The organism is Campylobacter sp. BCW_6465 (assembly GCF_001762815.1).
In the GTDB taxonomy this organism is placed as follows: domain Bacteria; phylum Campylobacterota; class Campylobacteria; order Campylobacterales; family Campylobacteraceae; genus Campylobacter_D; species Campylobacter_D jejuni.
The window spans coordinates 163,799-177,174 of sequence record NZ_MJXN01000112.1; the positions used below are offsets into that span (position 1 = coordinate 163,799).

13 protein-coding genes and 1 pseudogene are annotated in these 13,376 nt (G+C 26.3%); 7 read left to right on the forward strand and 7 right to left on the reverse strand.

Annotated features, from left to right (window positions below):
* Positions 1-303, reverse strand: a complete 303-nt coding sequence (locus tag AJ886_RS08980) for a c-type cytochrome (protein WP_002870485.1) — start codon at positions 301-303, stop codon at positions 1-3.
* Positions 304-383: 80 nt separating this feature from the next.
* Between AJ886_RS08980 and gmhB the strand changes: the two are divergent.
* The 4 genes and pseudogenes from gmhB (at position 384) to gmhA (ending at position 3,834) form a co-directional block, all read left to right on the forward strand.
* Positions 384-945, forward strand: a pseudogene (gene gmhB / locus AJ886_RS08985) (D-glycero-alpha-D-manno-heptose-1,7-bisphosphate 7-phosphatase).
* On the forward strand, positions 946-1,899 hold the full coding sequence (gene rfaD / locus AJ886_RS08990; protein WP_070287579.1) for an ADP-glyceromanno-heptose 6-epimerase: 954 nt from the start codon (positions 946-948) through the stop codon (positions 1,897-1,899).
* The gene (gene rfaE1, locus AJ886_RS08995) at positions 1,892-3,277 is read left to right on the forward strand and encodes a D-glycero-beta-D-manno-heptose-7-phosphate kinase (protein ID WP_070287580.1); all 1,386 of its coding nucleotides are present in this window, start codon (positions 1,892-1,894) and stop codon (positions 3,275-3,277) included. Before rfaD ends, rfaE1 begins: the two co-directional genes overlap by 8 nt.
* Positions 3,274-3,834 carry a D-sedoheptulose 7-phosphate isomerase gene (gene gmhA, locus AJ886_RS09000; protein WP_002868599.1) on the forward strand — a complete coding sequence of 187 codons (561 nt, stop codon included), beginning with the start codon at positions 3,274-3,276 and terminating at the stop codon, positions 3,832-3,834. Before rfaE1 ends, gmhA begins: the two co-directional genes overlap by 4 nt.
* 3 nt (positions 3,835-3,837) lie before the next feature.
* Here the strand turns inward: gmhA and AJ886_RS09005 are convergent, their stop codons facing one another.
* The 3 genes from AJ886_RS09005 to waaF are packed head-to-tail and all read right to left on the reverse strand — an operon-like array spanning position 3,838 to position 7,465.
* Entirely contained in the window at positions 3,838-4,953 is a 1,116-nt protein-coding gene (locus tag AJ886_RS09005) for a hypothetical protein (protein ID WP_070287581.1), read from the reverse strand.
* A gap of 9 nt (positions 4,954-4,962) precedes the next feature.
* On the reverse strand, positions 4,963-6,462 hold the full coding sequence (locus AJ886_RS09010; protein WP_070287582.1) for an MBOAT family O-acyltransferase: 1,500 nt from the start codon (positions 6,460-6,462) through the stop codon (positions 4,963-4,965).
* Positions 6,463-6,514: 52 nt separating this feature from the next.
* On the reverse strand, positions 6,515-7,465 hold the full coding sequence (waaF, locus tag AJ886_RS09015) for a lipopolysaccharide heptosyltransferase II (protein ID WP_070287583.1): 951 nt from the start codon (positions 7,463-7,465) through the stop codon (positions 6,515-6,517).
* Between the two features lie 58 nt (positions 7,466-7,523).
* Between waaF and AJ886_RS09020 the strand changes: the two genes are divergently transcribed.
* Complete coding sequence (locus AJ886_RS09020; RefSeq protein ID WP_070287584.1) at positions 7,524-8,342, forward strand: glycosyltransferase family 2 protein; 819 nt, start codon at positions 7,524-7,526, stop codon at positions 8,340-8,342.
* 2 nt (positions 8,343-8,344) lie between these two features.
* Here the strand turns inward: AJ886_RS09020 and wlaTC are convergent, their stop codons facing one another.
* Genes wlaTC through AJ886_RS09035 form a run of 3 tightly spaced genes read right to left on the reverse strand, consistent with a single transcriptional unit; the run spans position 8,345 to position 11,023 of the window.
* Positions 8,345-9,304: a class E lipooligosaccharide biosynthesis protein WlaTC gene (gene wlaTC / locus AJ886_RS09025; RefSeq protein ID WP_070287585.1), complete on the reverse strand. Its 960-nt coding sequence runs from the start codon at positions 9,302-9,304 to the stop codon at positions 8,345-8,347.
* Positions 9,301-10,257 (reverse strand): class E lipooligosaccharide biosynthesis protein WlaTB, encoded by a 957-nt coding sequence (gene wlaTB / locus AJ886_RS09030; protein WP_070287586.1) that lies wholly within the window; start codon positions 10,255-10,257, stop codon positions 9,301-9,303. Before wlaTB ends, wlaTC begins: the two co-directional genes overlap by 4 nt.
* Positions 10,250-11,023 carry a glycosyltransferase family 25 protein gene (locus AJ886_RS09035; RefSeq protein ID WP_002891857.1) on the reverse strand — a complete coding sequence of 258 codons (774 nt, stop codon included), beginning with the start codon at positions 11,021-11,023 and terminating at the stop codon, positions 10,250-10,252. Before AJ886_RS09035 ends, wlaTB begins: the two co-directional genes overlap by 8 nt.
* Before the next feature lie 71 nt (positions 11,024-11,094).
* Between AJ886_RS09035 and AJ886_RS09040 the strand changes: the two genes are divergently transcribed.
* Positions 11,095-12,117 carry a hypothetical protein gene (locus AJ886_RS09040; protein WP_070287587.1) on the forward strand — a complete coding sequence of 341 codons (1,023 nt, stop codon included), beginning with the start codon at positions 11,095-11,097 and terminating at the stop codon, positions 12,115-12,117.
* Positions 12,114-13,367, forward strand: a complete 1,254-nt coding sequence (locus AJ886_RS09045) for a DUF2972 domain-containing protein (RefSeq protein ID WP_057100367.1) — start codon at positions 12,114-12,116, stop codon at positions 13,365-13,367. The genes AJ886_RS09040 and AJ886_RS09045 overlap by 4 nt, the downstream gene beginning before the upstream one ends.
* Positions 13,368-13,376 lie beyond the last annotated feature (9 nt).

Here is a 13,376-nt window from a genome sequence, read left to right on the forward strand (position 1 = left end):
TTATTTTAAAGTTTCAATATGAGCTTCGATAGCTTTAAAATCTTCTTCAGTTAAACCTTTAAGGTTAAGTTTCATGATCGCACCTTGACCATAAGCATTTCTTTTGCCTTCTGAATATTCTTTCATGTATTGAAGTCTTTCAGCAGAAGAAAGAGTTTTTAAAGCTGGAACTTTGTTTAAATAAACTTTATCTGCTTTTGCACCATGGCATACTGCACATTTTTTAAAAAGTGTAGCACCATCTGCAGCAAAAGCAGAAACACCAAGACATGCCAAAGCAGAAACTACTAATAATTTTTTCATTTGTTTTCTCCTTAGTAAAAATTAGATTGCTAGGTATTATATATCTTTATTTTTATAAAAATCTTAAGAAATTAAAGATAATGTTTATTTTCTTTTTAAAAAAGCTATATTATAATTTTTTTTATGAAAACAAAAGCATTATTTTTAGATAGAGACGGTGTGATTAATATAGATAAAAAATATGTTTATAAAATAGAAGATTTTGAATTTTGTGATGGAATTTTTGAGCTTTGTAGATATTTTTTAGCTAGAAATTATTTGCTTTTTATAGCGACAAATCAATCAGGCATTGCAAGAGGATATTACAAGGAAAGTGATTTTTTTAAGCTTTGTGATTATATGCTTAAAGAATTTGCCAAACAAGATATAAAAATTGATAAAATTTATCATTGTCCACATTTAGAAGGTTGTGAGTGTCGCAAACCTAAAATAGGAATGCTTTTAAAAGCAGAAGATGAGTTTGATTTAGATATGAAAAATTCTATCTTTATCGGAGATAATCTAAGCGATATGCAAGCAGGATTAAATGCTGATATTGGCACTTTGATTTTAGTCAATGAAGAAAAAAAAGAAGGCGATTTTTTTAAGCAATTTAAGAATTTAAAAGAAATTTTAAGCTTTTTTAAAGAAAAGGACATTTAAATGAGAATAGCAATCACAGGTGGTGCGGGATTTATAGGTTCGCAGCTAGCTTTAAACTTGCAAGAAAAACATGAAATTTTAATTATAGATAAAATGCGTAGTAGTGCGACTTTTGAAAATGGAAATTTGCAAAGTTTTGGACATTTTAAAAATTTACTTGAATTTGATGGAGAACTTTTTACAGGTGATATTAACGATGAAAAAGTTTTAAAAAAGATTGAAGATTTTAAGCCAGAGATTATTTTTCATCAAGCAGCAATCTCAGACACTACGGTTTTTGATCAAACCAAGGTTTTACAAACTAATTTAAATACTTTTAAAGATTTTATAGAATTAAGCATTAAACTTAATGCAAAGCTTATTTATGCAAGTTCGGCTTCAGTTTATGGTGATGCAAAAAGCCCACAAACCGTAGGTAAAGATGAAGAACCAAAAAATCCTTATGCTTTTTCAAAATTGATGATGGATAAGTTAGCGAAAAAATACTACGATAAAGCTCATTTAGTAGGACTTAGATATTTTAATGTTTATGGAAAAGGCGAATTTTATAAAAATAAAACTGCTTCTATGGTTTTGCAATTTGGCCATCAAATTTTAGCAGGAAAAAATCCACGCTTGTTTGAAGGAAGTGATAAAATTTATAGAGATTTTACCTATATCAAAGATGTTATTAATGCCAATTTAATCGCTCTTGATTCAAAATGTGGGGTTTATAATGTAGGCAGTGGTAAAGCAAGAACTTTTCAAGATATAGTTGATATTTTGCAAAAAGAGTTAAAGACTGATTTGCCTTGCGAATATATCCCAAATCCTTATGTAAAATCTTATCAATTCCACACTGAAGCAAAGCTAGATCAAACTTGGGATTATCAGCCAAAATTTAGTCTTGAAGAGGGTATAAAAGATTATTTAGGTGAGATAAAAAGACTTTTTGAAAAGGAAGTAAATGCTTGAGTTTTTAAGTCAGCAAAAACCTAAAATTTTGATTATAGGGGATTTTATGGTGGATAATTATACTTGGTGTGATTGTTCGCGTATCAGCCCTGAAGCCCCTGTTTTGGTAGCTAAAACTCTTAAAGAAGATAAAAGATTAGGCGGGGCTGCGAATGTTTATGCAAATTTAAAAAGCTTGGAAGCTGATGTTTTTGCACTCGGTGTTGTGGGTGATGATGAGAGTGGGAAATTTTTACAAGAAAATTTAAAAGGAGAATTTTTGATCCAAAAAGGACGCAAAACCCCTTTTAAAAATCGCATTATGGCGCACAATCAGCAGGTTTTAAGACTAGATGAAGAAGATATAAGTGAAATTTTACTTGAAAATGAACTTATAGCTTTGTTTGATGAAAGGATCAAAGATTTTAAAGCTGTGGTTTTAAGTGACTATGCTAAGGGTATTTTAACGCCTAAGGTTTGCAAGGCTGTGATAAAAAAGGCTAAGGCTTTAAATATCCCTGTTTTAGTTGATCCTAAGGGGAGTGATTTTAGTAAATACAGTGGTGCAACTTTACTTACACCTAATAAAAAAGAAGCTTTAGAGGCTTTGAAATTTGAAAATTTAAAGGGTGAAAATTTAGAAAAAGGGATTAAAAAATTAAAAGAAGATTTTGCTTTGCGTTATTCTATCATCACTCTTTCAGAAGCGGGAATCGCACTTTTTGATGAGAAATTAAAAATCGCCCCTGCTAAAGCCTTGGAAGTTTATGATGTAACAGGAGCGGGCGATAGTGTGATTGCGGTTTTAGCTTTTTGTTTGGCAAATGGGATTGAAATTTTTAAAGCTTGCGAACTTGCCAATGAAGCTGCAGCTGTTGTGGTAAGTAAAATAGGTAGCGTGAGTGTGAGTTTTGATGAGATTAAAAGTTTTAAGCGCGTGGATTTTGAGAAAAAAATCAAAAGCAAAGAAGAACTTTTGGTACTTTTGAAACAAAATAATAAAAAGATTGTTTTTACAAATGGTTGTTTTGATATAGTGCATTTTGGACATATAAAATACCTTGAAAAAGCTAAAAGATTGGGTGATGTTTTGATTGTAGGTTTGAACTCAGATGCGAGTGTGAAAAGACTCAAAGGTGAGAGTCGTCCTGTAAATTCAGAGTTTCAAAGAGCTTGTATGTTGGCAGCTTTTTATTTTGTAGATTTTGTAGTGATTTTTGATGAAGATACGCCTTTGGAACTTATAAGCTTTTTAAAACCTGATATTTTGGTTAAAGGAGCTGATTACAAAGATAAGCTTGTTGTGGGTACAGATATTGTTTCAAAAGTTAAATTAATTGACTTTGAAGAAGGATTTAGTACGAGTAAGATCATAGAAAAGATTAAGGATAAAAAATGATAAATTTAGTGGAAAAAGAATGGCAAGAACATCAAAAAATCGTTCAAGAAAGTGAAATTTTAAAAGGACAAATCGCTAAAGTAGGTGAGCTTTTATGTGAATGTCTTAAAAAAGGTGGCAAGATTTTGATTTGCGGAAATGGTGGAAGTGCAGCTGATGCCCAACATTTTGCAGCTGAACTTAGTGGGCGTTATAAAAAAGAACGCAAGGCTTTAGCAGGTATAGCACTTACAACCGATACTTCAGCACTTAGTGCTATAGGAAATGACTATGGTTTTGAGTTTGTTTTTTCAAGACAAGTGGAAGCTTTAGGAAATGAAAATGATGTTTTAATCGGCATTTCAACGAGCGGAAAAAGCCCTAATGTTTTAGAAGCTTTTAAAAAAGCAAAAGAACTTAATATGCTTTGTTTAGGGCTTAGCGGAAAGGGTGGTGGAATGATGAATAAGCTTTGCGATCATAATCTTGTTGTACCAAGCGATGATACGGCTAGAATTCAAGAAATGCATATTTTGATCATACACACACTTTGTCAGATTATAGATGAAGGTTTTTAATTTTCAAAAATTTTGATTTTTTATATACCCTACAAATGGTGTTAAGTCAAATTCTTTAATTTTCCTTTCCATTGTATTAAGATATTTAACTATATTTTGGATATTTAAAATATGCGTATTATCTCTTATGGCATTAAGTTGCATAGAGTTCATATCAGTATTGTAATGTGCAGGATCTTTATAATTTTTTATGTTGTCAGCGTAGTCCAAATCATCAAATCCATATATTTTTACATTAGGATATTTTTGAGTTTCTTGTATAATCCAACTTAAAATAGCATAATAGTTTGAAAATAGAGCACTATCTTTATTATAATATTCCCCATAACTGAGTTTTCTATAGTTTAATCTTGAATAACTTGGTATAATAAGATAAAACTGCGTTTTTTGATATTTTTTAATAAAACTTAAGAGATATTTTTTTGTATAATTTTTAAAATGTGAAATATCTATATCAAAATTTGGTTGAAAATTTTGAGCTTGTAAAATTTCATTTTGAAAATTTTTATCATGCCACCATTCTTTACTCCAGTATTCAATACCTCCAAAGTGGTTTTTATTTTCTAAAAACCAATTTGTTAAAGTATCTAAATTATCTTTTCCTATACATTTTTCTTTTTTTGAAAAAAATATAGCACAATTAATAAAACGACTTGAGAGATATAATTTAAATAAATCAATAGTTTTATCATTGTAGAGTGAAATAAAGTTTTTGTCTTTGGGTGTTTCAAGTTCATTTAAAGCTCTAATGTCTAAAGAATAAATAATGTTTTTAATATCTTTATGTTTAAATAAATAATCTAAAATTACCGCTCTTAATGCAAATGTGCTTCCACCTAAAGATAGATTTATCCAATTACCTCCTAGTTTTTTGTTTGCTTCTTTAGCAGAGGTATTTTCAAGCATAGAAGTGCCTATTATGGCAGAATCAAAATCTTTGTACAGAATGAGTCCTCTAGCTTGCATTCTCATATCTTTCATGTAAGTTTCTTTTCTAAAATATGGTGGATGAAAGAACCAAAAAGGATCGCGAATATAAAGCAATGTAAAAAGAATTATTACGAGAGGCAAAGGACATAATAAAGAAAAAAGAATGAATTTTTTATCAGAAGTAAACAATATTTTTCCTTAAAAATTAAAATAGATAAATTCGGTATATGGTGTAGCAATAAGAGTAATTAAAGCTATATAAAATAAAAACATTATAATAAGGGAATTTTTAAAGCTCGACTTAAAATCTTGAAGCATATTAATGCTATTTTTAAAACAAATACATAGTATAAAGGAGACTAAAATAAAACCTACCATTGTATCATTTCCGCCTATTTTTTTAAATAAAAGCCCTGCTTTGAATTTTAACGGCAATTCCACCCAAACTACCCCAAACATTGATTTTAAGAGGTTTATAGCCCCTTGTAAATTTTCACTTCTAAAGAAAATCCAAGCTATATTGATAAAATTGAAAGTGATAAACCAAGATATAATTTTATAAATTTTCGAATTTAAAAAAGTTTTGCCTTTAGTCCAAAAACTATAAATTCTATGGCTTATCATAGCTATAGCGTGCAAAATTCCCCATATAACAAAACCCCATCCGGCTCCATGCCATACTCCGCTTAAAAAAGCTACGATAAAAAGATTTCGTAGATTGATAAATTTTCCAAAGCGATTTCCTCCAAGAGGGATATATAAATAATCTTTTAAAAATCTTCCTAAAGTAATATGCCATTTTCGCCAAAAATCAGCTATATTTAAAGCTTTATATGGAGAATTAAAATTTATAGGTAAAGCTATGCCGAAAAAAAGAGCTAATCCTATGGCCATATCACAATATCCACTGAAATCAAAATAGAGTTGAAAAGTATACGAAAGGCTTGTTGCCCAAGCCTCAAAAATATTTAAAAAATTTCCATTTTGCACAACTGTAAATCCTGCATTTGCCCAAGAAGCAAAACTATCAGCTATGTAAACTTTTTTAAAAAGTCCTATAGAAAATATAAACAAGCCCTTTGCTATTAATTCCCAATCGATTAAAGCTTTTTCTTTATTAAGTAAAGAATGAAATTGTGGCATCATTTCTTTATGATGGACTATAGGACCTGCGATAAGTTGCGGAAAAAAACTGATAAATAAGCAATAATCTATAAAATCAACTTTTTTATTTTCCAATAAATCCTCAATATTACTTTTTTTATAACAGTCCACTAAAAATGCAATTTGTTGAAAAGTGAAAAATGAAATTCCTAAAGGTAGTAAAATATGTGGTAAAGGAATATTAAAGTCTAAATGAGCAAGTTTGGAAAAAAGATTAAAATTTTCCAAAAAAAAATCTGTATATTTAAAGATTGCTAGCAAGCAAAGGTTGAAGATAATACCTAGATAAAGTAAAGTATATCCTGCTCTATTATTTTCTTTTCTTAAGATAAGGTTTGCAAGAAAAAAATTTATCAAGGTTGAAAAGGTTAAGATGAAAATATAATCAATTTTAAAATAGGCATAAAAAAATAAACTAGCTAATATTAGAAATATTTTTGCACTTGTATAATATTGCAAAGCTTTTAATACATAAAAGCCTAATAAGGTTAAAGGCAGGAAAATAAAAATAAAAACAAAAGAGCTAAAAAGCATAAGCAACCCTATAAAATTTTTGCAATAAATTTTTATTCTAACTAAAATTTTTTTATGGAGTGCTTAATTTTTTAATTTCTTCTATCACCTTTTCAGGCTTTAAATCTTTCATGCATTTGTGGTGCTTTAAAGGACAGGTTTTTTGCATACAAGGCATACAAGCTAGATCTAAATGTACTAATTTTGCGTTTTCATTTTTCCAAGGTGAGGTTTGGGTAAATTTCGTAGGACCAAAAATAGCCACGGTTTTTACCTTATAAACCGCACTTATGTGCATAGGTCCACTGTCATTTGTGATGAAAAGATCGCAAAAAGCTATATTTTGACAAAGGGTTTTGATGGTGGTTTTATTGCAAAGATTTTTTACTTTTATGTTTTGTTCTTTTAAAATTTGATAAATTTCATTACAAAGTTCTTGTTCGGCTTTTCCTGCACCAAAGATTAAAATTTCATGACTTTGGCTAAAATTTAAAGCCACTTTAGCAAAATAACTCGCATCCCATCTTTTTGCACTTCCAAAACTTGCACCAGGGTTGAGTCCTAGAATTTTTTTACCATTTTTCAAGATAAGAGGGTTTTGAAATTTTAGCTTAAATGGAAGTTTTAAGTCCTTAAAATGAGCTTTTATACCAAGTGAGTTTTCTATAAAATAAAGGTATTTTAAAACTTGATGTTCTTCTTTGTACTTGTTTTTGTCAAAAAAATATCTTTGTTCTGTTTTGAGAATATGCAAGATAATCTTAGAAGAAAACGCAGATCTAAAAGCAAAGCTAAGATCGATTTTATCAAGTTCTTTGCGTAAAGATAAGGCTTGTTTATAGCGGGATTGTTTATTTTCTATGATGATTTTAGAATTAGGAAATTCTTTAAAAAGTGCTGTAGAAACCAAAGAGCCATAAAGGATAAATTGAGCATTTTTAAAGTGTTCTTTTATGGTGTATAAAGCAGGCGAAGCCATCACTGCATCACCTAGCCAAGTGGGAAGGTGTATAAAAATTTTCATAAATTTCCTAAACTTTGATAGAATTGTTTTTATTATTTTAACAAAATTTAGGAAAAATATGCCACAACTTTCGATCATAATCCCGCTTTTTAATTCTTGTGAATTCATATCAAGAGCTTTGCAAAGTTGTATAAATCAGACTTTAAAAGATATTGAAATTTTGATTATCGATGATAAAAGTAAGGATAATAGTTTAAATATGGTTTTAGAATTTACTAAAAAAGATCCAAGGATAAAAATCTTTCAAAATGAAGAAAATTTAGGCACTTTTGCAAGTAGAAATCTAGGAGTTTTGTGCTCTAGTTCCGATTTTATAATGTTTTTAGATAGTGATGATTTTTTGACTCTTGATGCTTGTGAAATAGCATTTAAAGAGATGAAAAAAGGTTTTGATTTGCTTTGTTTTGATGCTTTTGTACATAGGGTAAAAACCAAGCAATTTTATCGTTTTAAACAAGATGAAGTTTTTAATCAAAAGGAATTTTTGGAATTCTTAAGCAAACAAAGGCATTTTTGCTGGTCGGTTTGGGCGAAGTGTTTTAGAAAAGATATCATCTTAAAAAGTTTTGAAAAAGTTAAAATAGATGAGCGTTTGAGCTATGGCGAAGATGTGTTTTTTTGTTATGTTTATTTTATGTTTTGTGAGAAAATAGCTGTTTTTAAAACTTGCATTTATCATTATGAATTTAATCCAAATGGAAGATATGAAAACAAAAATAAAGAAATTTTATGGCAGAATTATCAAGATAAAAAGAAAGGTAATGAAATCATAAAAAAACTATCCAAAGAGTTTTTACATGATGAATTTCATCGAAAATTATTTGAAGTTTTGGAGAGAGAGGAAAAGAGTTTATGTATGAGAGCAAATAAGATTTAGCTTTACAATACTTTATGATTTTTATTTATAAATTTAAAATAGCAATATTTAATTAAATTTATAAATATATTTTTTATATTTTTATTATTAAAATCTTCTTTTAATTTTTCTTTGATTATTTTATAATACTTAATTTGATTTGTATTTATTTTTAATTTTTTTGTAATATTTTGTGGTATAAAATGATATAAAGAATCAAACCAAAAATAAACTTTTATAATGTTATAATTTTTTCGATAATTTCTAGCACACCATAAAAGCATTATTTGATCGTCATCAATTATTCCAAATGAGGTAAAATGTTTTATACATTTTTGCATATGATGTTTAAACAAGAGCCAATTTTTTGATTTTGCGAATATAATACCACCCATTAAAAATGTTTCCATGGAAAAGTAAATGTTTGCTAAAGTTTGTTTATCATCATTTTTTATTGAAAAGAGATTAATTTTATTTTCATCTATACTATCTTGTTTTTGTAGATAAAAGTTAAATTGATCTTTATCTACGAAAAAATTTCCTCCATGATTAAAACCAAAATCAAGCCACATTATATTCCCATCAGTCAAACCTCTTTGTATAGCATCACATACAAAAAAAGGTTTTAAATACATAAGGTAACAATACATAGGAGAAATACATTCTATATTGTTTGGATTTTTTCTATTTATACTTTGATCATAGTTTCTAAAAGTATCTATTATTTTTTTATAACCTTGCTTATCAAATTCTTGTAATTCTTTGGTTATTATTATGGTTTTGTCTTCTAAATTATGTTTTTTTCTTGTATCTAAAATTTTTTCCTTTATATTTTCTTGGGTGTATATAATCATTTTATTTTTGATACCTGCTAAAAATTCAAAATAAGATAAATATTTATCATTATCTCTTTCAAAATTTTTAATATCTTTTCTACCTATATCATAAAAAGCTGTTACTATCGTAATTTCATTATCGATCATATTGTATCCTTAAATAATATTTTATCTATCATGGAATGTTTACTAATTTTTTTAAAAATTTTTAATGAATGTATGCTTGTTTTATTTTTTATATCATTCCATAATTTATCACTATATTCATCTTTTGCATGATATTGCAAGAGATGAATATCTGTATCATTTGTTATGTATAAATTTAAATTTAAATACTTTTTCTTTAAGGTGTCAAACAATATTTGAAACATAAAATAATATACTAATTTATTCTCATATTTCCAATAATTAATCAATATATCTTGCATTATCTTCATAATCTCATTATTTTTATTTGATAATATAAAACCATTTACAATATTAACTTTAAATTTCTCATCCCAAGAGAAAAAATTATAATTAAAATTTATCCAATTTTTGTAATCTTGCGGTTTTTTTGTAGATCTATGAAAAATAAAAAAATCTTGATCTAAAATTTCTTTTTGAATTTCTCCGCTTAAAAACATACCAGCGTCTAGCCAAATTCCACCATAATTATTGAGCAAAGAAACTCTTAATAAATCAGAAAAAATAGTTATCGTTTTTTCTCCAAATTTTTTATCATCAATTTTTTGATAGATAAAATCAGGAAATATTAAATAATCTTTTATATTATCTTTATCAAGCAAAACAACTTCATAATTACCTTTATATTTTTGAACAGATTTAAAACACTTTTTTATAATGCAAGGTGCATTATCAATACCTTGATACCAAAATTGCCATATTATTTTTTTACCATTTATATTCTGTGTTTTTTTTATCTGTATGTCATCTAATTTATTTTCAAAGTATTTTTTTATATAAGTATTTTCCAAATAATTAGCTATATTCTCATGTTCTTTTTGATATAAGATCTTACCTTTTATAATTCTTCTATATTTATTTAAGAAAAATGCAGAATAAATAAAATACAAGCTATATAATACAAAATTATTCATATTTTCTCAATTTTTTTAAACTAGGTATAAAAAATATGATTTTATTTTTTATCTTTTTTATATATTTTGAAATTTTACTTCTTTTTCTATATCTTCTTTTATTATCATCTTGCACATAAGTTTGGGCTCCAAATATCTCATCAGTAGTTATAACAACAGGATATAAAGCATATACATTTATTATATTATCATTACTAGTACAATGATCATATGGAAATATTATTTTTTCTAAGTATTTATACATTTTTAAGGCACCATTTTTATTGATATAATATCCATGGGTTCCATTGCCACCACCAACTAATCTTTTTGCATGATAAAAATCATCTATTTTATAATCATATCTTAAAGAAAATGGGCTTTCTATACGAAATCCATCGTCTAAATAAACTTGCCTATAATGACCAAGTAAGAATAATTCTAAATCTTTTGGAAATTTATCTTTTAAACTTAAAATATAATTTAATTTTTCATCAAAATAAGCATCATCTTCTAGTATTAAACACTCATTTAAATTTAGCTCAAACATTCTTTCAAAACATTTTTTATGGGATAAAGCACACCCTATCTCACCAAGACTTAAAGTTCTACCTAAATATTTTTCCGATAAAGAAAAATCACTGATATTTTTTACAAAATCACTATCCAACTCTTTTCCATCAACAGCTTGTATGATTTCATAATCTAAATTATGCTTTAAACATAAATTCTGCATATATTCTTTTCTATCTTCGGCTATTTTTAAATTGATTATAAAAAATTTCATAAATAAAAACCTATCATAATAATTTATAAGATAAAATTATACTATAATATAAATAAAAAAAGGTTATGGCAATGATATATTATCCGTATTATTTAAAAAAATATTTAGCGAAGATTGTATGCTTGTTTATACCAAATAAAAATATAAGAGCAATAATTAGAGAAAAATTACTCAATCAATTTATGCAAATAAAACTTGATAATTTAAATTCGTATATTCCAAAAGATATAGTAGATAATATAGAAAAATATGATAATGAACATTTTTATAAAATAAATCACATTATAAAATCTAAACACAAAGGATTTTTTGATTTTGATGAAAATTCGAAAAATCCAAAATCCCCTTTAAATCCATGGGCTTATATAAGAGTAAAAAATGAAGCATTAACTTTGAAAGCTTCGTTAAAAAGTATACTTCCGGCTATACAAAGAGGGATTATAGGATATAATGATTGCAATGATGGAAGCGAAGAGATAATCTTAGAATTTTGCAAACAGTATCCTTCTTTTATACCAGTAAAATACCCTTATGAAGTACAAATTGAAAATCCGCAAAGCGAAAAGAATAAATTTTACCAATTTTGTAATTATGTAATGAATTATATCCCAAAAAACGAATGGCTTATAAAAATAGATGTTGATCATATTTATGATGCTAAAAGATTATACAAAAGTTTTTATATACCTAAAAAAGACTATGATATACTTTGTTATTCTCGAATAGATTTTTATTATAAAGATGATGATAGAGCTGAGGTATTTATAGTAAAGTATAAGAGTATCAATAATATCTTGAATAACAAGAGTAATGATCAATGGTTGATAAAAAATAATCATCTTAAATGGGCAGAAAGTATGCATGAAGATAGGTATTGTATGGAGTATTTGGATATAAAAAAGTTAAAAATTTATCAAACAGAATTTTTAAATTATCATTTTCCATATTTTAAGAGAAGCTTAGATAAAAATAAGATAGAATTAATTCCCATAGATGATTTTAGTATCAAAGAATATAAAGATATCATATCACCTGATATGGTAACTAAAGAAAAATTGCTATATTTAAAAAAATATATAAAGGAAAATCAATGAAAAAATCGAAATCCATACAAATAATCAAACAACAAGGAATAGCTGAATTTATAAAATATAAAAAAAATAAAATATACACTAAATATGAGAAAAAATTTAATATCAATATTTTTACTCCTTATTTATTAAAATTTTGTAAACCTTTAAAAGATGATTATAAATTTATATTATTTAGCTATGGTGTAAGTGGGCATTGGGCTTTTAAAAGTTTTTTAAAATATTGCGAATTAGATGACTTTGTCTTATATCAGAATAATTATAGTTATTATAAAGAATATAAGAATTTTAATAAAAAAAATTATTATGTAGAAATAGCTTGGTATCAAAGTATGCAGCCAAAATATAAGCATATAAGTAAAATTTTAAATAAAAATAAGCCTGTTGTAATTTTGACAAGAGATCCTATATCTAGATTAAAAACAATGGTTAATCATGGTTCTTATAAGATTGAAGAACTTGGTAAAAATGAATTAAAAAATTTTTATATAAATGAAGATATATTTGAAAATTTAGATAGAATAAGATATACAGATAAAAATGGACATAATGCTAATCTTAAAAAACCTGATTTATCATCTATCTATTTTATCGTAAACGAAGAGCTAAGTTTTAGCTATTTTTCAAATATAAATTTGATTAAAAACAAAAATATATTATATGTAGACACGAAATCAATTTCAAAAGATAATGCATTTGCCACTATAAAAACTCTTGCTAAAGAGCTTAATTTTAAAGAACCAAATGATAATGATGAATATAAATTTAAGCAGAAATTTTGGAACGAATTGTATTATTTGCTACCTTATAGACTTATTGTCAATAATGATATTTTGATAATAGTATCTGATGAAAATAAAGTATTTTTAGACAATGATAAGCATTATAATGAGATAAAAGATGATTTAATTGATATAAAAAAAGAACTTGTAAACACAAAAAGCAAGTTATTTGATAAAATTTCGATTAATATAGAAAATAAAAATTGGACCATTATTAAAGATGATAAAGCTTTAATCAATGATCTTAGAGAATATTTTGAAAAATTTATGATTATTTTAGAGAAAAAAGCGAATGAAAGACTTGAAAATATGGTAAAAGAAGAAGATGTTTTAAATTATTTAAAGGAGCATCAAGATTTAGGAAAAAAAATTAAAAATATTTTGGATTATGAATTACAACATATAAAAGAGCATAGACCAGATATTATTAATAGTTGGGAATACTATAAAAAATTTCTTGAAATTTTTTAAAGAATAAGT